This is a genomic window from Malaciobacter marinus (genome assembly GCF_003544855.1).
In the GTDB taxonomy this organism is placed as follows: Bacteria; Campylobacterota; Campylobacteria; order Campylobacterales; family Arcobacteraceae; genus Malaciobacter; species Malaciobacter marinus.
Window position 1 is genome coordinate 2,580,835 of the sequence record NZ_CP032101.1, and the last position, 22,021, is coordinate 2,602,855.

A 22,021-nucleotide genomic window follows, 5' to 3' on the forward strand; every position below is an offset into this window, starting at 1 on the left:
TAATACTTTTATGAATATTGTATTTAAAAAACTATTATACCTAATTGTTATGCTTATTATTATAAGCCTTATATCTTTTTTTGCTATAAATTTAGCTCCAAACTCATTTTTTGCAAGTGGAGAGCTAAATCCTAATATAACAAAAGAATCAATAGAGCAACTAAAAGCTGTTTATGGTCTAGATAAACCTTTATATTTACAATATTTTTCTTGGTTAAGTGCTATTTTGCAACTAGATTTTGGAATATCTTTTGCAAGTGGAACAATGGTAAAAAATGAAATTATTACAAGATTACCAATTACACTTATTTTAAATATAAGTTCAATGGTTCTTATTTTTGTTTTATCACTTTATCTTGGAATAAAAGCAGCTTTTAGCAAATCAAAGCTCTTTGATAAGTTTACAACACAACTTTCACTATTGAGTTTTTCTATGCCATCTTTTTATTTAGCACTTATTTTAATCTTGGTATTTTCTGTAAACTTAGAACTTTTTCCAATAGCAGGATTACATTCAGTTGCAAATGATGGAAGCTTAAATTACTACTTAGATTTTCTTTGGCATTTAATCATGCCTATATTTGTAATAGTATTTGCAGGAATTGGAAGCTTAACACTTTATGTAAGATCTCTTGTAATTGAAATATTAAAATCTGATTATATTTTTTTTGCAAAAGCAAGAGGTTTAAGTAAAAAACAACTTTTAAGATACTATATTTTACCAAATCTGTATCCACCAGTAATAACACTTCTAGGACTTTCACTTCCAGCAATTATTGGAGGAAGTGTTATTTTAGAATCAATTTTTTCTATTGATGGAATGGGACTTTTATTTTACAAAAGTGCACTTGCACATGACTATCCTGTAATTATGGGAATACTTATTATTGGTGCATTTTTAACGCTATTAGGAAATATTTTAGCTGATTTAGTTCTTTTAAAACTAAATCCAAATTATAATAATGAATAAGGAAAAAGAATTGGAAATTTTAACAACTATTGAACAATTAAGAAATATACGAAAAAATATAACTGCAAGTGTAGGACTTGTACCAACAATGGGAGCATTGCATGATGGGCATATCTCACTTATAAAAAAAGCAAGAGAAGAAAATGATATAGTAATAGTATCTATTTTTGTAAATCCAACTCAGTTTTTACCAGGAGAAGATTTAGATAAATATCCAAAAAAAGATGAAGCAGATAAAAAAATTTGTGAAATTTGCAAAGTTGATTATATTTTCATGCCTGAAATATCAACAATGTATGAAGAAGATGAAGTCTTAATAAAAGCTCCAAGTAAAAGCTATGTTTTAGAAGGTAAAACTAGACCAGGTCACTTTGATGGTGTTTTACAAGTAGTATTAAAACTATTTAACCTTACAAAACCTACAAATGCATACTTTGGCAAAAAAGATGCCCAACAATTAACACTTATTCAACAAATGGTTAAAAATCTATTTTTGGATATTAATATTGTTCCATGTGAGATTGTAAGAGAAAAAGATGGTTTAGCGCTTAGTTCTAGAAATATATATTTAAATGAAAAACAAAGAAAAGATGCACTTTTAATTTCAAAATCTTTATATCAAGCTGCATCACTAGTAGGAAAAAAAGAAAGAAAATCAAAAGTTTTAAAAGCTAAAATGTATGAAATAATGAAAGATTTAGATGTGGAATATATAGCAATTGTAAATAGAGATTTTATTCAAAGTGAAGAAATTGAATTAAAAAATACAATAATATTAGTAGTTGCAAGATTTGGGAATACAAGATTACTTGATAATATTTGGATTTAATACTTTTTAGGTGTACTTTTAAAGTACACCACTTTAAATTTTCCTATCAAAAATGACAATGAAATAGAAATTGTATTTATAGAAAAAACTTTCTAATAGCTATCTAGTTGCTCAGTTTTTTCAATTGTCTTTTCAATAGAAGCATCTAAAAGAGTTGTGGTAAAAGGTTTTACCATCCATGATGTTGCCCCAACTTGATAACCCTTTTCTTTCATTTCATCACTGCTCTCAGTTGTTAAAACTAAAATAGGTGTACTCATATAATTATATTTATTTCTTAGGTTTTCAATAAACTCAAAGCCATTCATATTTGGCATATTAATATCTGTAATAATTAAATCAAACTCTTCATCTTCACAAAGAGCTAAAGCTTCTATTCCATCTTCTGCTGATTTTGTATCAAGATAACCTAATTCAATTAACGAACTAGATAACATATCTAATATAGTTGTACTATCATCTACATATAAAATTTTTAAATTCGCTCTACTCATTTTTTATCCTCCTGTTTTTATCATTTTCTTGGGTGAATATAAGCTATACTTTTAAAAGTATACTGCTTTAAATTTCGCTATTTCTTTTTTGTTTTTATCAAAAAAACTCATAAACTCACCTTTTATTTCATATGTTTTTACATTTTGAAGTACTTTAGAAAAAGCATCTTCTGTCTTGATATTTGGACACATCATCTTAGTACTAGCTATTGCTTGAAAACTTATTGTATTTTTTTCTTTTTTATAGCTTCCAAAAAAATTATTGCAACCTAAAGATCCAACAACTTTTCCATTTTCTTGAAACTTTATATGTGGTTCTTTATTGAAAACCACTACTTTTTTATCATTTAAAATTAAAGCTTTAAAATATGTATTTGTAAATGAAACATTTGCTTTTATAGATTCATTTTGAATAGTTATATTACTACAAGCTGTAAAAAAAACAGTTACAATGAAAAATAATGAAAAAACAATTTTATTTTTCAAAATCACTCCTTTTAATTTATTTTGAAAGTGTATTATATATTATTTACCTTAAGGAGTAGGATTTATCCTTTCATTATGAAATAATTTGATTTAAAAATTAAAGCTTTTAACTCTTAATATCTCTATTTTATCTAAATGTACTAAAAAACAGTATAAACAACTTGATGATTAATATTTACAAAAAATTAAGATTATGCTAGAATTCGCAAAAAATTAAACAAAGATAAAAAATAATGAAATTTAGCGAAACAAAACCTACAAAAACTTTACACTTAGTAAGTTTAGGCTGTACTAAAAACCTTGTTGATTCAGAGGTTATGCTTGGAAAATTAAATCAATACAAATTAACAAATGACAATGATAAAGCTGATGTTATTATTGTAAATACATGTGGATTTATTGATAGTGCAAAAGAAGAGAGTATAAACACAATTTTAAATCTTCATGAACAAAGAAAAAAAGATTCAGTTTTAGTAATGGCTGGTTGTTTAAGTGAAAGATATAAAGAGGATTTACAAAAAGAGTTACCAGAAATTGATGTTTTTACAGGTGTTGGAGATTATGATAGAATTGATGAGCTAGTACAACAAAAACAATCAAACTTTAAAGATGAAGTGTTTTTAGTAAATGATACTAATGAAAGAGTAATTACAGGTTCAAACTATCACGCTTATGTAAAGCTAAGTGAGGGTTGCAACCAATCTTGTTCATTCTGTGCAATTCCTAGCTTTAAAGGGAAACTTCACTCAAGAACTTTAGAATCACTTGTAAAAGAAGTAAAATCTTTGGTAAACAAAGGCTATATTGATTTTTCTTTTGTATCTCAAGACTCTTCATCATTTCTAAGAGACTTAGGTTATAAAGATGGACTTATTTCACTAATTAATGAAATTGAAAAAATCAAGGGTGTAAAAACAGCTAGAATATTATATTTATATCCATCAACTACATCATTAGAGTTAATTGACAAAATTGCAGATTCAAAAATATTTGTAAACTACTTTGATATGCCTTTACAACATATCAGTGCTTCTATGCTAAAGATTATGAAAAGAGGAAAAGGTGTTGAGAAATTAAGAGAACTTATGTCTCATATGAAATCAAAGCCAAACTCTTTTGTAAGAACAACTTTTATAGCAGGTCACCCAGGAGAAACACAAGAAGATTTTCAAGAGCTTTGTGATTATGTTGAAGAGTTTAAGTTTGATAGAGCAAATGTATTTTCTTATTCAGATGAAGAGGGAACAACAGCTTGCAAAAGCAATGAAAAGATCGAACAAGATCTTATTGATTCAAGAGCACAAGAGTTAGGAGAGATTATCACAAATACAACTTTTGACTCCCTTGAAAAGGAAATAGGAAAAGAGTTTGAAGTTTATGTAGATGGAGAAAGTGATGAGCACGAATATCTATTAAGTGCAAGAAAAACAATTTGGGCTCCTGATATTGATGGAGAAGTATTCATAAATGACAACGAGCTAGAAGAACAAATAGAGTTTGGAAAAATTTATAAAGTTAAAGCAACACAACTTGCAGGTGATAAAATTCTAGCAACAGTAGTAGAAAAATGCAATTAAATTTATCTGAGTTAACATCAAAGAAAAATTTACTAGCATTTTCAGCTGGTGTTGACTCTACTGCTTTGTTTTTTCTTTTACTAAAAGATGAAATAAAGTTTGATATTGCAATTGTGAACTATAACTTAAGAGAAGAATCAAAAGAAGAATTAGAGTATGCAAAGAGTTTAGCAAAAAAATATGATAAACAAATATTCATAAAAGAAGTTACATTAACAGGAAGCAATATTGAAAAAAATGCAAGGGATATAAGATACAACTTCTTTGAAGAAATTATCACGGAAAACGACTATGATAATCTAATTACTGCACATCAACTAAATGATAAATTAGAATGGTTCTTAATGCAACTTTCAAAAGGAGCTGGTTTAGTAGAGCTTCTTGGATTACAAGAGTATATAGATAAAGAAAACTACAAGATTATAAGACCACTTCTTCATACTTCAAAACAAAAACTTGAAGAGTTTTTAAAAGAAAATAGTATCAAATACTTTGTCGATAAATCAAACTTTGAAGATAAATATAGAAGAAACTACTTTAGACACGAATTTTCAAATAGATTTTTAAGTGAGTTTGAAAATGGTGTCTCAAAAAGCTTTGATTTTTTACAAAAAGATTTAAAATCTTTAAATATAAATTATACTCCTATATTTAAAGAGAAAAGTCTTACTATTTTTAAAAACTTACATGATGAAAATCTAAATATTAAAGTAATTGATAAGCACTTAAAAAAAGAGGGTTTTTTACTATCAAAGGCTCAAAGAGATGAGATATTAAAACAACAACAAACAGTAATATCAAATCAAGTTTCAGTATGTATTAGTGATGAGTTTATTTGGATTTGTCCATATGTTATAAAAACTATGAATAAGAAATTTAAAGAATTTTGTAGAATAAACAAAATACCAAAATTAGCAAGAGCCTATATTTTTAATAGAAAAATAGATGAAAAAGAGATTGTTAAAACTATTTATTCTTAGCGAACTCTTTTAACTTTTGAGTCTGTTTTAATTCATCTTGTGTCTCTTTTCTATACTCTTTTAAAAAATCTATATTTTTAAAAAAAAGTTCTGAAAGTTTTTCTAAATCTTCCAGTGGCAAATCAAAGTCAGTAATTTTATAAGAAGTTAAATAATCCTTGTTCCATCTTACTAAAGCTTGAGCTTTATCATAAGAATCAAGTGAGTCAATATAAACTAACTCACTTAAGGCTTTTAAAGACCAGTCTCGTCTTTCCATGCGTCAATCAAACCTTGAGTTACTTTCATAACCTGGTTTACAGAATTAACATTATCATCAATCCCTGCTGAAAATAATGTTTCTATTTGATATAAATACAATCCATCTAAGTAGTATGCAACGTCACCACCATCAAAATCCAATACATTTCTTAACTCATCAAAAATTGCTATTGATTTATTTATGTATGTAAATTTTTGTTCTATATCTTCATTTTCCATTGCACTTCTTACAAAAGATAAATATTTTAATAATCCCTCATAAAGTTTAAGTATTAATACATAAGGATCATCTGATATAGCACTTTGTTGTTGGTATGCTTCAATTCCCATTAAGTAACTCCAAAAGTCTAGTTCTTTGATATTTTAGTATATTATATATTAACTTAAAAGAAGTTATGAATAATTAATAGGTAAAATTTTTACCTATTAATTTTGAGATGTAGATTGAAGTATCATTTGCTTTAGTCCTGCAAAAGAAGCTTCCATTTGATTTATAATTGCACCATACTCAGCAAATTGTAATGCTAATTGATTATATTTGCTATCCAAGCTTTTAACTGCTTTATCTTTATCTTCTGTTAAAGTTTCTTTTCTATCTGTAAGATAAGTATCATATCTTCCAACTAATCCCGTTGATAGTGTTGAATCAGTTAAATACTCTTTTAATTGAGTTCCTAAGCCTTTAGCTTCTGCTTTACCAATAAATAACTCTCTTAATCCCTCAAAGTCATTATCAATTGCATCTTGAAATTTTGCTGTATCTACAGCTAGTCTTCCTTCTTTATCAACTTCAAAACCATAATTAAAAAGTGATTTATCATCACCAGTTCCATATGTCCCAAAAATCTTATCTTTAATTCCTGTTTGAAGAGCTCTTAAAGCAGATTTATCTGAAATTGGAGTATCTTGGTTTGCAAGTTCATCATCTATCATTGTTACAAACTCATTATACTTTGCAACAAAATCTGTTATTTGCGTATTAATTTGTGCTGTATCATCATTTACATTAATTGATGATTCTCCAAGTTTTAAAGCAGTAATTTTTAGCCCACCATCAACTGATAAGTTATTTGTTGCTGTTTCATAATCAATTCCATCAACAGTTGCTTTCATATTTTTTGCTTCTAATATATGATTTGCTGCATTTTCAACTGTACCATCAGTTGTGTATCCTAAAACTGCACTTGCATCACCTGTTATACTCAAAGAGTTCTCAAGTCCTGTATCACCACTTTTAATTACCAATCTATAAGAATCACTTCCTACTTGCTCAACAGAGGCAGTCATTCCCTCTTTTTTGCTAATTTCTGCAGCAAGTTCATCATAAGTTTTATCTGTTGTATCAAAAGTGCTTGTAACGCCCCCTACAGTAATCTCTAGATCACCTGCACTTATTGCTGCATCTTTTATAGCTTCTGTAACATTATTAGATTGAAAAACATCTTTTTGTGCTAATTGTGTAACATTAACTGTTGTAACACCATTATTAAGTTTAGATGCATCAGGTGCATCAAAAATCACTGAATCACCAGATGTCGAAGCCATCTTTTGTTCAAAAGCATCTGTTCCTGTACTAACAAATAAGTCAAAAGGTTTTACAGCTTCAAGTAATTCATTTAATTTTGTTTGAATTTCTCCAAACTTCTCTTTTTCTAAATCCCAAGTTTCTAAACTTTTTTCAATTGGTTCTACTTGAGCTTTTCTTTCTGCTGATTTTAACTTATCAATTAACTCTTGATTTAACGAAGCACCTTGTCCACTTCCTAGTCCTAAAATTCCCTCAGCCATAATAAACTCCTTCTATCTTAATCCTAAAATAGTTTGTAACATTTCATCAACTACTGTAACTATTTTAGCATTTGCTGTATAAGCAGATTTAAACTTTATTAAGTTCAACATCTCTTCATCTTTATCTACTTTTACTAAGTTGTCGTAACTACTCTCAACTGATTGTTTAACAGATTTTTGAGTTTTAAGTAAAAAATCACTTGTTTCTTTATCAGAAGACACATTAATTCTAACTTCTTGAAAATACTCAGAAATAGATGTAGCTTCTAATCCAGGAGTATCTTGTCCTTTTCCTTCAAAAGAGATATTTGTTTTCCATTGTAAAGTAGCCAAATAATCTAACTTTGTTTGGTCAAGATTATTTACTTCTTTTGAATTAAATTTCAATGTATTAACACTTGATCCAGAAAAAAGATTGATATCAACAATATCATCTTGATTGCCTGTATATCTATCAGTTGATATTCCACCTTCAATATATGTAGTATCACCTGTTTTTACAAACTTACTAGTTATGTCACTTAAAGTTTGTGCTAATGCATCTAATTTATCTTTATAAATTGTAAATTTATTTGAAGGAGAACTTGTTGTTAAATTTTCACTTTGTGCTTTTAAAATTCCAGATCTTAACTCTATTGGTGCATCAAATGCAAAAATCTGTACACTATTTTCACCATCTTTACTTTGATATTCATCTCTAAATACAGTATTTTTTGAAGTTACACTAGTAGGATCATTTATATCTGTTTGCTCAGTTACAGTTAATCTTCCCTCAAACTTACCTTTTTCACCAGGATTTGCAGCTTCTATTAATAAAAAGTTATCTTGTGTATCCTTTGTAACTTTAGAACCATCTGGTTTTTCACTATATGTACCATTATAAGCAACAACAGTTTTTGATAACTCTGGGTCATTGTTTATCTTGCTAACTAAACCTCTTACATAGTTAGTTTCATCAACAGTAAAATCAGGATTACCATCACCATCTGTATCAATTGCTTCACCAAATTTAATTGATACTTCATTTTCATTATTTAGTTTATAAGTAATAGTATCATCATTATCAAATGTAACACCATCTAAAATTGAACTAGTTTTACCATCATCTTTTAGAAATCTATCAACTTGTGGAGAATAAGTATCTTCAACAGTAATATCTCTAATAATTGTATTATTACCAATTGCTACAATATCACCAATTTTTAAAGTATAAGTTCCAGCAAACTCTTCTGAACTTATATCTACATATTTTGATAATTGTAATTCTAATTGATCTCTTCTATCAAGTAAATCATTTGAAGCCATTTGGCTTTTACCTAATTGCTGATTGATTTTTCCAATCTCTTTTAGAATCCCATTTACTTTATCAATGTTTTCTTGCATTGATGCTTTTGTAAGTTCTTCTGCTTTTTCTATATCTCCATAAATTGTTTGCATATTTTCAACTAGCAAACTACCATGTGTAATTAAGTCAGATTTATATATTTCTGATGTTGGACTTGTTCTTAGATTTTCAACTGCTTGCAAGTATCTATTTATATCTTTAGATAATCCACTATCTTCTGTCTCTTTAAATGCTGTTTCAATATTACCAAGCATTTCTGATTTTTGTATAAAATAGTTTTCTCTTGTTGTCTCTCGTATTAAGTTTTGAGACATATAAATAGATGTAATTCTATAAGCAGAACTTGCTTCTACTCCACGACCATAAAATCTTGAATCTGAATGTTCTAGCTCTCTTTGATCAATTACTCTTTTCTTATATCCAGGAGTATTTTCGTTAGCTATATTATTAGAAACGTTTTCAACAGCCACTTTAGAGGCATATAGGCCAGATTGGGCAACATTCAATGAATTTAGCATAAATACTCCTTTTTACGATAACTTTACCAATTATCACATTACATTTCTTAAAACTAGTTTAAAAAGGCCAAATCTTTCTTAATAACTTTGTTCCCCATGGTGTTTTCAACGCATCTTTTTCTGCCCCATCTTTTTTATATAAGATTTTTAAGTTTGCAACTTGCGAGGATAATACAGAGTTTTCAGGTGTAATATCATAAGGTCTAATTACTCCTGTGATTATTAATTCTTGTCTTTGTCCATCAATTAATAGTTGCTTATTACCTTTTATAAAATAGTTACCATTTTGATATGTTTGTTCTATTATTACTGAAACTGTAGTTGAAAAAGACTCATCTAAAGTAGTTTTAACTTCACCCTCATTTGAACTATTACTTTGTGTATTAAAATTAACTCCTGCAACTTTATTAAATTTATTTGCATACTTATCAACAGTTCCTCCTAATGTGTTTCCACCCATTGGAGTCAAAAGTCCACCACCAAGATTTGTTTCATCTGTTCTTGTTAATTCTCTTTTATTATTTGTATCAGAAGTTAATGATTCATCAATTCTAACTTGAATAATATCACCAATTTGTAAATCTTTTTTATCTGCAAATAAAGAAGGACCTTTTCTCGTATATAAAGAACCTTTTTTCTTCTCAATAACTTTCGTAGGTTTTGGAATTTGCATTTTTGGTTTTGTAAAGTCTAATTTTTCTTCAGTAGTAACACAAGCACTAAATAAAACTAATACTAAACTTATAAGAATTACATTTTTATAATTATTCTTCATTAAACTTACTCTCAACTATATATTTTAAATCAATTGCTATTTTTATATCTTCAATAGTTCTTTTTACTAAAGCTAAAGTACCATATCTTACTACTAATGCATCAATATTTGTATTTGGATCACAAACAATTAATATTTTATTTGAAATAATTTTTACATTTCTTACATTTAGTTGGCCTATTAAATCAACTGCACTTTCTACTTCTCTATAAATGATTTTTTCTATTTTTGCTTTTCTTCTTTTTTCTTCAAGTTTTTTGTCATTTTGAATTTGTGCTAATTCTATTTGTTTTTCTTCTTTTGCGAATTTTTCACTTAAATGAAAATAGTAAGCAATAAACATAATTATTACTGCAATAATAGAAATAATCTTTATAATCATTCTTTTTTTTGAAGCTCTTTTTACTGCAATAATCATCTTAATACCTTTAATTAAATCTATTTAATTACAAAAGTTGTAAAATACAAATTTTTAATACTATCTTTTTGTATATCTTCATTTGAAGCTGTAACTTCATTTAAAACAGAGTTTATTTCATCAATTAGCTCTTCTTTTAAAAGGGCTTTCCCACCAACAGTTAAAAGTTCTTCTGAACTTCTTGCACTTATTTGAGAAATAACAATATCTACTATTTCTGGTTTATAATTTTCAACTATTGATTCGATTTTTTCTTCTGTACTTTTTAAAGTAAAAGATAGCTTCATAAGCTTTTCTCTACCTCTTGAATTTGTAATATTTAAAACTAAATCATTTATTGCAGTTTTATAACTATCGGCTTTATCAGTGCTTTCTTCTGTTTGCTCTTGTCCATTTGCATTATTGTTTGGTAAAGCACCTTTTGAAAAAAGGAAATATGCCATTCCACCAACAGCTAATAATAAAACTACAATTAGTATTATTAATACAACCATTAAACCTTTTCCACTTTTTTCTGTTGATTCGTTCTCTTCTGCCATACTTATCCTTTAGTCTTATTATCATTAAATTGTTTTAACATTAAAGTTAATTGTGAAGCATTTTTAATACTTAAATAACGCATTATTAGAGTAACTTTTTTCTCTTTAAGCTTCAAGATAATATCAAAAACTTCATTTATATTACCCTCATCAATCATTTTATTGAATATCTCTGCTGAAACTTTTGGTTTCATATTGTTATAAATTTTTGCAGTTTTTGTTTTTACTTCGCCTTTTATGTCTTGAAGTATTTCTAAATTTTGATCTCTTAATTTTTGTATATTATTTTTCTCTTTTTCTATTTTTGAAAGTAAATCCTCTAACTCTTTTTTTCTTTGTTTGTATTCTGTTTCTTTTGTATTATAAAACTCATTTAACTCTTTTTTTAATTCCCTAATTTCAATTCTTTGTTTTATAAATTTTGAAGTTGTATCTTCTGCACTAAACAGTAAAGTTGAACTTAAAACAACGATTGAAAATAGTATTTTAAACAATATTTATCCTTTTAGCCTTATATATTTACTTTGCATATATTCAGATGAAGCTTCTTCTTCTGCTTTTAATGCTAATCTTATTTTTTCTTTTTTCTCTTCTTGTAATATATAATTAAATTGTTCACTCTCTTTTTGCAATTCAATTAATTCATCAACCACAAGTTGATGCTTTCTATCTAAATTTTTTCTTCTTATTTCTAAATTAAACATATGTTTTTTCATACTATTTTTATGCATTTGTAAAATTGCAAAATCTGAAATTGCACCATGAGGCTGAACTCCAGTCGTATTGATTTTTGTTTGTGTAATTGTAAGTTCAGCTTCAATTGCTGCTATTTCTTGCATCAAACGACCTTTTTCTACTAATTTTCTATCAATTTGAGTTTTTTTTAAATCATATAATTTTTCTATCATTTTATTTCCCAAAAATCAACATAATATCCCAAAGTTCTTTTGTATATGTAGTTATATGATCTCCCATCCAAGGTAATGATATAAGTACAAATACAGAAACAAAAATCATCTTTGGAACAAAAGCTAAAGATGCATCTGAAACTTGGGTAACTGCTTGAAAGATAGAAATCAAAAGCCCAATTACCATACTTACAATAAGTGAGGGCATTCCAAGTATCAAAATAATCTTTACAGTATTTTCTGCAATACCAATTAAATCCATTCCCATAACTAATCTTTAATCTTTACAGTAATCTCCAAAGTTTTATTATTTAATAATTGTTGAATTAAAGCAACAATATCTTCACTGTTACTACTATCAAGCTTTATTGTATTATTATCTTCTGTTTTATTTTGCGAACTTTTTACTTCTTCAATACTTGGCATTGAGTTTGTTGGCTCAATATTATCACTCAAGCCTTCAAGTGCTGATAAAACATCATTTTCATTTAAATTGTCTAATTCTGAAAACTCATTTGCCATACTTTCTCCTTTTAAAGATATATTTTCTTTAATATTTTCAATTTCATCTTTACTAATTATATCATCTTTTATATCACTTTGAATCTCTTCTTCTGGAAGATTCATAAGCTCATCAAGATCACTTAAATCCGCTTCAGTAGTTTCATGTTCATCTAAAGCATTTAAGAATTCATCTTCATCTAAACCTTGTGTATCTAAATTATTTTCTTCCAAATGAGTCTTCACATCTTCATAAGTTTGAGGTTTTTGTTCTTCATTTATATAATCTTCAAAATAATCTTTAGATGAAGTGGCAATTATATCATCATCTAGTTTAGGACTTTTTTCAAAAAAATCTTGCATATCATCATCGTCATTTGGATCAATATGAGTCAATAATGAGCTTAATTCATCATCAAGCTCAGGATAATCTTCATCACTAACTTCATAAGCCTCATCTACTATATCTCTAATTGATTCTTCAACACCATCTTCAACCATACTATTTTGTTCATTATCAAGTTTATAAATAATATGTTTTGTTAATTCATCTAAAGAATCAACGGACATGTCACCTATTCCATGATCAAGTAAATACTCTTGTTCTATTCCATCTTTAGGTCTTAAAAATTTAAATTTTGAATTTATTGATTTCTTTTTTATAATTTTTGAATCATCAATTAAATATATATCTTCAGGATTTTCTTCTATTGCATCTTTAAGTTCATCAATGTCTTTTAGCTCAATAATAGAGCTGTTTTCATCAAGTCTGAATTTAACATTTGCATGAGAAAGAAGATTATCTATCTCTTCTTTAAAGTCGTCATTTCCGTAAATATATATATTCAAAAAGTACCCTAAAATAATTTTTATGTAGATTATACCTTTATTTTATAAAATTTTAGATAAAATTGAATGAAATTGTACAAGGGTGTTTCATTGAGAAATATATTAGCTATTTTATTATTATTAACATCATCAATTTTTGCACAAACAATTAAAGATATCTCAAATGTAGTTGGAATTAGAGATAACCAATTAATAGGTTATGGTTTAGTTGTTGGTCTTGCAGGAACAGGTGATAAAAGTCAATTTACAATGCAATCACTGCAAAATCTTCTTAGAAATTCATACATAAAAATCCCAACATCTTCAATAAAGTCAAAAAATATTGCAGCAGTTATGGTAACATCAAAACTTCCTGCTTTTGCAAGACAAGGGGATAAAATAAAAATTAAAGTTTCTGCAATTGGTGATGCAAAATCAATTGACCATGGACAACTTTTATTAACACAATTAAAAGGTGTTGATGGAAATGTATATGCTTTAGGTCAAGGTACAGTTGTAGCTGATTTAAAAAACTTAACAACTGGTTTTATATATAATGGTGCTACAATAGAAAATGAAGTTGATTTTAAACTAGGAAGTGAAGAAGAAATAACTTTAAGTTTATTTAAAAATAGCGCAAAACATGCTGATGCAATTGAAAAAAAAGTTAATGATAGATTTGGTAAAAGACTTGCAAAAGCAATTGACACAAGAACTATTAAAATAAAAAAGCCACCAACAATGTCTATTGTTAAGTTTTTATCAATTGTTCAAAATATTGAACTTGATGATTCATTTAAAAGAAAAATCATAATTGACATGAACAGAGAGATTATAATTGCGGGTGCTGATATCAAAATTGACCCCGTTACAATAAGTAGAGATAACTTTACTTTAAGAGTAAAAAAATCCAACTTAAATGAAGAAGATTGGAATGATAGAGCTATAAATAGAGGTGTTGACATTGGTGATGATGTAAAAGTTGGAAATAACCCAGCAGAAGTAAATATAGATAATGCCTTAATTAACACAAAAAGTGCTCCAACAATTTCTGATTTAATGAGAGCAATGAAAGTAATGAAATTACCTATTACAGATATAATTGAAACTATAAAATTAATTAAAGACTTAGGTTCAATAGATGCTGAAGTTGAAATAAGAGGATAAGAATGGCTGAATTTTTAAGTCAAGATGAGATTGATGCCCTTTTAGATATTGCCGAACAAGGTGAAGATATCGACACAACTGTCGAAGAAAAACCTATATCTAAAGAAAAAAACTATTCAATTTATGATTTTAAAAAACCAAATAGAATTTCAAATGAGCAATTTAAAGCTTTTTCTACTTTACATGATAAGATGCTAAGAGATTTAATTACTGATCTTTCAGCAATGCTTAGAAAAATTGTAGATATAAAACTTTATTCAATTGAGCAAATGACTTATGGAGAATTTATTCTTTCAATTCCTCAATTAACTTCACTTAATACATTATCAATTAAACCCCTTGAAGGAAGAATAGTAATTGAGTGTAACCCTGGAATTTCACATAAAATAATTGCAGAACTTCTAGGAAGTGGAGCAGTTGCTGCAAGTGATAATTTAGATAGGGAATTAACAGAGATTGAAGTAGAAATTTTTGACCACTTTTATAAAATGTTTGTAAAACATATGTATAGAGCTTGGGATGAAGTAACTACTTTAAATTTCAAAATAGAATCAAGAGATACAAATGCCAATGCAATTCAAATTATTTCTGATCATGAAATTGTCTTACTTGTTGTGCTTGAAATTACTATTGATGAAGAATCAGGTTTTTTGTCTATTTGTTACCCTATTTCTTATATTGAACAACTTTTAAATAAAATTGTTGAAAGAATTTTCTCTGAGGGGAAAAATAGAAAAATCAGTAGAAGAAGAGATATAACAACACTTATTTCAGGTGCAAAAATGCACATTCAAGCAATTATGGCAGAAACAGAGATGAATGTTGAAGATATATTAAACCTTAAAAAAGGTGATGTAATTGTATTTAATAAAAATGCAACTTCTTCATCTTCAAAACTTTATATTAATAACAAAGAAAAATTTGTTGGACTTTCTGGAATTTCAAATAATAGAAAAGCTGTTCAAATTGAGGCAAATATTGATCATGAAAAACAAGAAACTCTAGATATATTAAGAATAATGAGAGAAGATAGAGAACAAAAAGCAAAAGAAACAAATGCAAATATCAAGCGTTTACTAGCAGAAAAAGGTATTTATTAAAAGTAAGCAAAGGCTTACTTTATAATACTTTTAAAATAATAGATTTAACTAAATTTTAAATTACTTTTTGATTTATAAATTACTCATTTAAAATATCAATTTGAAAGGATTAGTTTTATTATTATCTGATATAATATAAATATGAAATTCAATTTTAATTCTTTTTTGATATTTACTTTACTTTGTATTTGCTTTGTTGAATCCCATGCAAAAAATAATATATTAATTATAAGTTCATATACTAAAGGGAACACTCTAAGTGATAAGATCACTAATCCTATATTAAAGAATTTAAATAAGAATAATATTCATTCAAATATAATTTATTTAAATTCTTTAAGAAAAAACAAAAAAAAGTATGAAGAACTAATAAAAAAGTTATTTTTAATTGAGTTAGATACTATTAATTATGATATATTAGTTGCCATTGATGATGCTGCTTATGAATTCTTAAAAAGAAATTATAAAAAACCAAAAGAAAATCAGAAAATAGTTTTTGTAGGGAATAAAATAAGTAATCCTGAAAATACATTTTTTGACAAAACATATGGAATTATAAAAGATGTGGATATATTAGGAAATGTGTCTTTAATACAAAAATTTTTTCCTGATATAAAAAAAATACACATAATTAATAATAATTTAACATCTACACAAAATAGTAACTACAAAATTTTCAATATAAATAATAAAGAAATTAAAGTTATCTTTCAATTGTATGATAATCTCAACTCTTTAAAATACAGATTTAATAAATTTAAAAAAGATGAAGCAGTTTTGTTTATTAAGTTACAAAAAGATGAAAATAATGAATTATTGCTTTTCAATCATATTAAAAAAATCTTAAATTCTTTTAAAATACCTATATTTATAACTGATACAATATATAGTGGGCAAAGTCCAATTGGAGGTAAACTAATTGATATAGGAAGTATAGGAGAACAGATATCTTCACTTCTTATTAAAATATTAAATAATAAAAAAATAGAAGAAAAAATTACATTTAATAAAGATTATATATATATTTTTGATTATGAAAAAGTAAAAGAATTTAATGTAAACCCTTTAATATTGCATAAACCTTTTACTTATGTAAATTCTTATTTATCAATTTTTGAAAAAGACAATATTCTAATAAATTTTGTTTTTATAATATCTCCTTTTTTATTAATAGTGATTTTTTTACTTTTATATATTCTTTTTTTTAAAATTAAAAATAAAAAAATAATCGAACAAAGGCTTAAAGTAGACAAAGTTTTATTAGATGCAATAAAGACTCCTGTTGTATGGCAAAATGACAAAGGTGAAATAATAAATTCAAATTCTGAGTTCTCAGAATTTCTAGAACTTACTTTCTTAAAAAAAACAACGCTAAAAGAATTCTTAAAAAATAATAATTTTAACTTACTATTAGAAAAATTAAGAACATATAATAAATATAAGAATAATCCTGATGAAATAGCATTAATAAGTGATAATACTTATAAAATATATTTTATTAATGAAACTGAATATTATGAAGGTATATTTAACACAAAAGGTAAATTTACAGTTTTTGCTGATATAACAAAAGAGAGGCTAACATTAGAAGAGAAAATAAAGAATCAAGAGTTTATGATACAACAATCAAAGTTAGCAGAGATAGGAGAGATATTTTCATCAATTGCGCACCAATGGAAGACACCACTTTTAGAGATAACAACAATAGCACAAGAACAAATATATTCAACAGATAAAAAGATAATAGATGAAGAGAATAATGCATTTGTAAATGATATCATGGTACAAGTTAGATATATGGGTGAAACAATAAGTGATTTTCAAAACTTTATAATGCCCTCAACAAGAAAAGTCACATTTAATATATCAGAAGCAGTTACAAAGATGTTAGAAATAATAAATCATAATATAAAATATAATTATATAAAGACAAATGTACAAGTACAAGAAGATGCAAATTTAAATATTTTAGGTTATAAAAATGAACTTATGCAAATACTGTTAAATATAGTAAATAATGCAAAAGATTCAATAGTAAAAAGAAGAAAAGAGAAAAGAATAAAAGAAGGAATAATAAATATAGATATAAAAAATATCCAAAATGATGTATTAATTCAAATAGAAGATAATGGTGGAGGAATACCAAAAGAACATATTAATAATATATTTAAACCTTACTATACAACAAAGGAGAGTGGACATGGTATAGGGTTATATATGGCAAAACTTATAATTGAAGATAAAATGGATGGCACAATTGAAGTTGAAAATACTAATAATGGAGCTATGTTTAGTATTAAGTTAAAAACAATTTATTAAAAAAATAATTAATTCTAATATTATCTTTTATAAAGAGTTTTCTAATAATATTTAAATATAATATGAGAAAAGTAAAATAACAATGGAAATATTTAAAATTTTATTAGCTTTAATGACTAGTGTCGCAGTTGTTTACTTTTTAGTAAAAAAGTATGATACTAAACTAGTTTTACTAGTTGCTGGTGTTTTTATGGCATTAGTTGCGTTAGAGCCAATGACAGCATTTAATGCATTTGCAAATAGAATGGCTACAAATGGACTCATTCAAGCAATATGTTCTGTTTTAGGTTTTGCCGCAGTTGTGAAAATTACAGGTTGTGATAAACATATGATTAATATGTTAGCAGGTATTTTAAAAAGAACAGGTATTTTCTTAGTTCCTGTAGCTACACTTTTAACTTTTACAATTAATATTGCTGTTCCCTCTGCTTCTGGTTGTGCTGCAGCTATTGGAGCTATTTTTATTCCTTTATTAATCCACTCTGGCGTAAGTCCAGTTATGGCTGCAGCAGCAGTTTTTAGTGGAACTTATGGAAGTATATTAAGTCCTGGATTATCTCATAATATATTCGTAGCAAAATTAGCAAATATACCAGTGTTAGAAGTAATTAATGCACATAAAATGGCAACAATATCAAGTATTGTTGTAGCTGCAATTACATTAGGTATAGTAGCTATATATTTAAAAGAACATAAAGGGTATGTAAGTACAGATGAAGATTTTAAAGTAGATACAGAGTTTAAAGTAAATCCAATATTTGCATTAGTAAATATAGTACCTCTTGTAATATTAATATTAGGATTTACAGGAGCTGTACCTGCATTAAAAATGGGTGTTGCTCAAGCTATGTTAATTGGTGCATTTATAGCTGTGATAATTACAAGAACAAGCCCTTCAGAAGTTTCTAAAAAATTCTTTGATGGGATGGGTGGAGCATATGCAAATATTTTAGGTATTATCATTACTGCTACTGTTTTTGTTTCTGGTCTTAAAGCTTTAGGATTAATAGATATATTCATTGATATTATTATCTCTAATCCAAGCTTAGCAGGAATTGGTGCAACTCTTGGGCCTTTTTTTCTATCCATAATGACAGGTTCTGGAGATGCTGCTTCTTTTACTTTTAATGAAATTATTACTTTTCATGCAAACACTTTTGGTATGAGTATTGAAAATATGGGTTCTTTAATTGTTCTAAGTGGTGCAATTGGTAGAACAATGTCACCATTAGCAGGAGCAGCTATTATATGTGCAGGCTTTGCAAAAGTTTCTACAATTGATGTTGTTAAAAGAACATCTTTTGGAATGGTCCTAGCTTTAATTACCGTTTATATTATATTAGCTATATAAAAAGTCACTTTTAGTTCACTCTGAGCGGTTAAAATTTTTTTAATACTATATTATATTAAGGAGTATCAAATGAGCAATATTCATGAAGAGGTTAAAGTTCTTGAAAAAGAGCTTGTTGAAACAAGAAGATTTTTCCATTCTCACCCAGAAACAGGTTGGCTTACTTTTTTTACTACAGCTACTATTATAGATAAGTTAAAAAAATTAGGATATGATTTAAAGATGGCAGATGAAATTGTATCTGTGCAACACCAACTTGGTCTTGGAAATAAAGAGCAAATTGAGCAAGCAAAAAAAAGAGCTAAGAGCTTATTAAATGATGATTTACATCACTTAGTAGATGAAATGAAAGATGGTCTAACTGGTGTTGTTGCTTCAATTGATACAAATATAGAAGGTCCAACTACAGCTTTTAGATTTGACATTGATGGTGTTGATGTAACAGAAAGCAAAGATGATACACATATTCCATTTAAAGAAGGGTTCTCTTCAGATATTGAAGGAATTACTCATGCTTGTGGACATGATGGACATACTACTATTGGTTTAGGCCTTGCAAAACTTATTAGTGAAAATAAAGATAAATTTAAAGGAAAATTTATTTTTATATTTCAACCAGGAGAAGAGGGTTGTAGAGGTGCAGTAGGAATGGAACCTACAGGAATTTTAAATGATGTTGATTATCTTATTGGAGCTCATATTGGTTTCCAAGCAAAAGAAAATAAAGGTATTATTTGTGGAATAAATAAATTTTTATCAACTTCAAAATTTGATGTTTATTTTACAGGGACATCTGCTCATGCAGCAGGAGCACCTCAAGAAGGTTGCAATGCATTACTTGCTGCTAGTGAAGCTGCAATTCAAATGCATGCAATTACAAGACATGCTGATGGAGTAACAAGAATCAATGTTGGAGTCTTAAAAGCAGGAGAAGGAAGAAATGTAATTGCCCCTAATGCATTTATGGCATGCGAAACAAGAGGTGTAACTACTGAGTTAAATAATTTTATGAAACAAAAATGTATTGATATTTTAGAAGGTGTTTCAAAAATACATTCAGTTAAATACAAATTAGTTGAAACTGGTGGTACAGCTGGAGGTGATAGTAGTAAAGAAATTACAAAATTATTTAAAGAAGCTGCTTTAGAATCACCTTTTATTGAAGATGACTTAATTGTAGAAGAGTTTGATTTTGGAGCTTGTGAAGATTTTGCACACTTTATGAGAACTGTACAAAAAAATGGAGGAGAAAGTGGTTATGCAATGATTGGAACAAAATTAGCAGCTGGACACCACAATGAAGCTTTTGATTTTGATGAAAACTGCCTTGTATCTGGACTTGATATATTCTACAGATTAGCTTTTAAATTAAATAGAAAATAATAAAAAGGAGGCAAATTTATTTGCCTCTTATACTATTAATGTATCCTAACTAAAATTAACTAGTTAAACAATATCTTAAAACTTTAAAAGTCACGTTTAGTTCACTTTAAAACTATAATATTTTATAAAAGGGAGTTAATAAAAAAGTTTAACTTTTTTTTAAGTCTACATTTGTAGAAAAAAAATCAAGGATACATTCATGGAAACTTTAAAAATTCTAATCGCCATTGCGACAATTATTGCAGTAGTATATTTTTTAATAAAAAAATATGATACTAAATTAGTTTTATTAGTTGCTGGTGTTTTTATGGCATTAGTTGCATTAGAGCCAATGACAGCATTTGATGCATTTGCAAAAAGAATGACAACGGGTGGTCTCATTCAAGCAATATGTTCTGTTTTAGGTTTTGCAGCAGTTATGAAAATTACAGGTTGTGATAAACATATGATTAATATGTTAGCAGGTGTTTTAAAAAGAACAGGTATTTTCTTAGTTCCTGTAGCTACACTTTTAACTTTTTCAATCAATATTGCCTTACCTTCTGCTGCTGGATGTGCTGCAGCTGTTGGTTCAATCTTCATTCCTTTACTAATTTATTCTGGTGTAAGACCAGTTATGGCTGCAGCAGCAGTTTTTAGTGGAACTTATGGAAGTATGCTAAATCCAGGTTTATCACATAACCCTTTTGTAGCAAAATTAGCAAATGTTCCAGTATTAGAAGTAATTAATGCTCATAAAATGGCAACAATATCAAGTATTGTTGTAGCTGCAATTACTTTAGCAATAGTAGCTATATATTTAAAAGAACATAAAGGATATGTAAGTACAGATGAAGATTTTAAAGTAGATACAGAGTTTAAAGTAAATCCAATATTTGCATTAGTAAATATAGTACCTCTTGTAATATTAATATTAGGATTTACAGGAGCTGTACCTGCATTAAAAATGGGTGTTGCTCAAGCTATGTTAATTGGTGCATTTATAGCTGTGATAATTACAAGAACAAGCCCTTCAGAAGTTTCTAAAAAATTCTTTGATGGGATGGGTGGAGCATATGCAAATATTTTAGGTATTATCATTACTGCTACTGTTTTTGTTTCTGGTCTTAAAGCTTTAGGTGCTGTTGATGCATTTATTCAAATCTTAATCAATAATCCGAGTTTAGCAGGAATTGGGGCAACGGTTGGTCCATTTTTACTTGCAATTGTTGTAGGTTCAGGAGATGCTGCAGCATTTGCATTTAATGAAGTTGTAACACCTCATGCTGAAAGTTTAGGAATGAGTATAGAAAATATGGGTTCTCTTGCTGCATTAAGTGGAGCAATCGGTAGAACAATGTCACCATTAGCAGGAGCAGCTATTGTATGTGCAGGCTTTGCAAAAGTTTCTACTATTGATGTTGTTAAAAGAACATCTTTAGGAATGATCTTAGCTTTAATTACAGCATATGTTGTACTTGTTGTTATGTAATAAATAGGAAAAA

Annotated in this window: 23 protein-coding genes; 10 read left to right on the forward strand and 13 right to left on the reverse strand. The window is 27.3% G+C overall.

Annotation, left to right across the window (positions count from 1 at the left end):
- The first annotated feature begins 10 nt into the window (after positions 1–10).
- The gene (locus AMRN_RS12540; protein WP_099310695.1) at positions 11–970 is read left to right on the forward strand and encodes an ABC transporter permease; all 960 of its coding nucleotides are present in this window, start codon (positions 11–13) and stop codon (positions 968–970) included.
- Positions 971–980: 10 nt separating this feature from the next.
- Positions 981–1,799: a pantoate--beta-alanine ligase gene (gene panC / locus AMRN_RS12545; protein ID WP_099310696.1), complete on the forward strand. Its 819-nt coding sequence runs from the start codon at positions 981–983 to the stop codon at positions 1,797–1,799.
- Positions 1,800–1,891: 92 nt separating this feature from the next.
- Here the strand turns inward: panC and AMRN_RS12550 are convergent, their stop codons facing one another.
- On the reverse strand, positions 1,892–2,293 hold the full coding sequence (locus AMRN_RS12550; RefSeq protein WP_099310697.1) for a response regulator: 402 nt from the start codon (positions 2,291–2,293) through the stop codon (positions 1,892–1,894).
- 51 nt (positions 2,294–2,344) lie between these two features.
- Positions 2,345–2,779: an META domain-containing protein gene (locus tag AMRN_RS12555; RefSeq protein WP_165772836.1), complete on the reverse strand. Its 435-nt coding sequence runs from the start codon at positions 2,777–2,779 to the stop codon at positions 2,345–2,347.
- 233 nt (positions 2,780–3,012) lie between these two features.
- Between AMRN_RS12555 and rimO the strand changes: the two genes are divergently transcribed.
- Both rimO and tilS read left to right on the forward strand, forming a co-directional pair.
- Positions 3,013–4,356 carry a 30S ribosomal protein S12 methylthiotransferase RimO gene (gene rimO / locus AMRN_RS12560; protein WP_099310699.1) on the forward strand — a complete coding sequence of 448 codons (1,344 nt, stop codon included), beginning with the start codon at positions 3,013–3,015 and terminating at the stop codon, positions 4,354–4,356.
- Entirely contained in the window at positions 4,347–5,336 is a 990-nt protein-coding gene (tilS, locus tag AMRN_RS12565; RefSeq protein WP_099310700.1) for a tRNA lysidine(34) synthetase TilS, read from the forward strand. The genes rimO and tilS overlap by 10 nt, the downstream gene beginning before the upstream one ends.
- On the opposite strand, the gene AMRN_RS12570 is transcribed toward tilS, so the two are convergent.
- The 11 genes from AMRN_RS12570 to AMRN_RS12620 all read right to left on the reverse strand — a co-directional run bounded on the left by AMRN_RS12570 (position 5,323) and on the right by AMRN_RS12620 (position 13,238).
- Entirely contained in the window at positions 5,323–5,595 is a 273-nt protein-coding gene (locus tag AMRN_RS12570) for a hypothetical protein (protein ID WP_099310701.1), read from the reverse strand. The genes tilS and AMRN_RS12570 overlap by 14 nt on opposite strands.
- Positions 5,571–5,927 (reverse strand): flagellar export chaperone FliS, encoded by a 357-nt coding sequence (gene fliS, locus AMRN_RS12575; protein ID WP_099310702.1) that lies wholly within the window; start codon positions 5,925–5,927, stop codon positions 5,571–5,573. The genes AMRN_RS12570 and fliS overlap by 25 nt, the downstream gene beginning before the upstream one ends.
- Before the next feature lie 96 nt (positions 5,928–6,023).
- On the reverse strand, positions 6,024–7,385 hold the full coding sequence (gene fliD / locus AMRN_RS12580) for a flagellar filament capping protein FliD (protein ID WP_099310703.1): 1,362 nt from the start codon (positions 7,383–7,385) through the stop codon (positions 6,024–6,026).
- Positions 7,386–7,397: 12 nt separating this feature from the next.
- Positions 7,398–9,248, reverse strand: a complete 1,851-nt coding sequence (locus AMRN_RS12585; protein WP_099310704.1) for a FlgK family flagellar hook-associated protein — start codon at positions 9,246–9,248, stop codon at positions 7,398–7,400.
- Positions 9,249–9,306: 58 nt separating this feature from the next.
- A complete protein-coding gene (locus AMRN_RS12590; protein ID WP_099310705.1) occupies positions 9,307–10,023 on the reverse strand; it encodes a flagellar basal body L-ring protein FlgH in 717 nt (238 codons plus the stop codon).
- Positions 10,013–10,441, reverse strand: a complete 429-nt coding sequence (locus AMRN_RS12595; protein WP_099310706.1) for a hypothetical protein — start codon at positions 10,439–10,441, stop codon at positions 10,013–10,015. Before AMRN_RS12595 ends, AMRN_RS12590 begins: the two co-directional genes overlap by 11 nt.
- Before the next feature lie 20 nt (positions 10,442–10,461).
- Entirely contained in the window at positions 10,462–10,980 is a 519-nt protein-coding gene (locus tag AMRN_RS12600; protein ID WP_099310707.1) for a flagellar basal body-associated FliL family protein, read from the reverse strand.
- Positions 10,981–10,982: 2 nt separating this feature from the next.
- Positions 10,983–11,474: a MotE family protein gene (locus AMRN_RS12605; protein WP_228150805.1), complete on the reverse strand. Its 492-nt coding sequence runs from the start codon at positions 11,472–11,474 to the stop codon at positions 10,983–10,985.
- Between the two features lie 3 nt (positions 11,475–11,477).
- Positions 11,478–11,888, reverse strand: coding sequence for a hypothetical protein (locus AMRN_RS12610; protein ID WP_099310708.1), 411 nt, complete (start codon positions 11,886–11,888; stop codon positions 11,478–11,480).
- A gap of 1 nt (position 11,889) precedes the next feature.
- Positions 11,890–12,156: a flagellar biosynthetic protein FliQ gene (locus tag AMRN_RS12615; RefSeq protein WP_228150806.1), complete on the reverse strand. Its 267-nt coding sequence runs from the start codon at positions 12,154–12,156 to the stop codon at positions 11,890–11,892.
- Positions 12,157–12,158: 2 nt separating this feature from the next.
- Positions 12,159–13,238 carry a hypothetical protein gene (locus AMRN_RS12620; RefSeq protein WP_099310709.1) on the reverse strand — a complete coding sequence of 360 codons (1,080 nt, stop codon included), beginning with the start codon at positions 13,236–13,238 and terminating at the stop codon, positions 12,159–12,161.
- Positions 13,239–13,328: 90 nt separating this feature from the next.
- Between AMRN_RS12620 and AMRN_RS12625 the strand changes: the two genes are divergently transcribed.
- The 6 genes from AMRN_RS12625 (at position 13,329) to dcuC (AMRN_RS12650) (ending at position 22,008) form a co-directional block, all read left to right on the forward strand.
- Positions 13,329–14,384, forward strand: a complete 1,056-nt coding sequence (locus AMRN_RS12625; protein WP_228150807.1) for a flagellar basal body P-ring protein FlgI — start codon at positions 13,329–13,331, stop codon at positions 14,382–14,384.
- A gap of 2 nt (positions 14,385–14,386) precedes the next feature.
- On the forward strand, positions 14,387–15,484 hold the full coding sequence (fliM, locus tag AMRN_RS12630) for a flagellar motor switch protein FliM (RefSeq protein WP_079577698.1): 1,098 nt from the start codon (positions 14,387–14,389) through the stop codon (positions 15,482–15,484).
- A 141-nt stretch (positions 15,485–15,625) separates the two neighbouring features.
- Positions 15,626–17,803 carry a sensor histidine kinase gene (locus tag AMRN_RS14300; protein WP_228199127.1) on the forward strand — a complete coding sequence of 726 codons (2,178 nt, stop codon included), beginning with the start codon at positions 15,626–15,628 and terminating at the stop codon, positions 17,801–17,803.
- A gap of 82 nt (positions 17,804–17,885) precedes the next feature.
- Positions 17,886–19,154, forward strand: coding sequence for a C4-dicarboxylate transporter DcuC (gene dcuC, locus AMRN_RS12640; protein ID WP_118897460.1), 1,269 nt, complete (start codon positions 17,886–17,888; stop codon positions 19,152–19,154).
- A gap of 69 nt (positions 19,155–19,223) precedes the next feature.
- Positions 19,224–20,537: an amidohydrolase gene (locus AMRN_RS12645; protein WP_099312121.1), complete on the forward strand. Its 1,314-nt coding sequence runs from the start codon at positions 19,224–19,226 to the stop codon at positions 20,535–20,537.
- Between the two features lie 199 nt (positions 20,538–20,736).
- On the forward strand, positions 20,737–22,008 hold the full coding sequence (gene dcuC / locus AMRN_RS12650; RefSeq protein ID WP_118897462.1) for a C4-dicarboxylate transporter DcuC: 1,272 nt from the start codon (positions 20,737–20,739) through the stop codon (positions 22,006–22,008).
- The last annotated feature ends 13 nt before the right edge of the window (positions 22,009–22,021 follow it).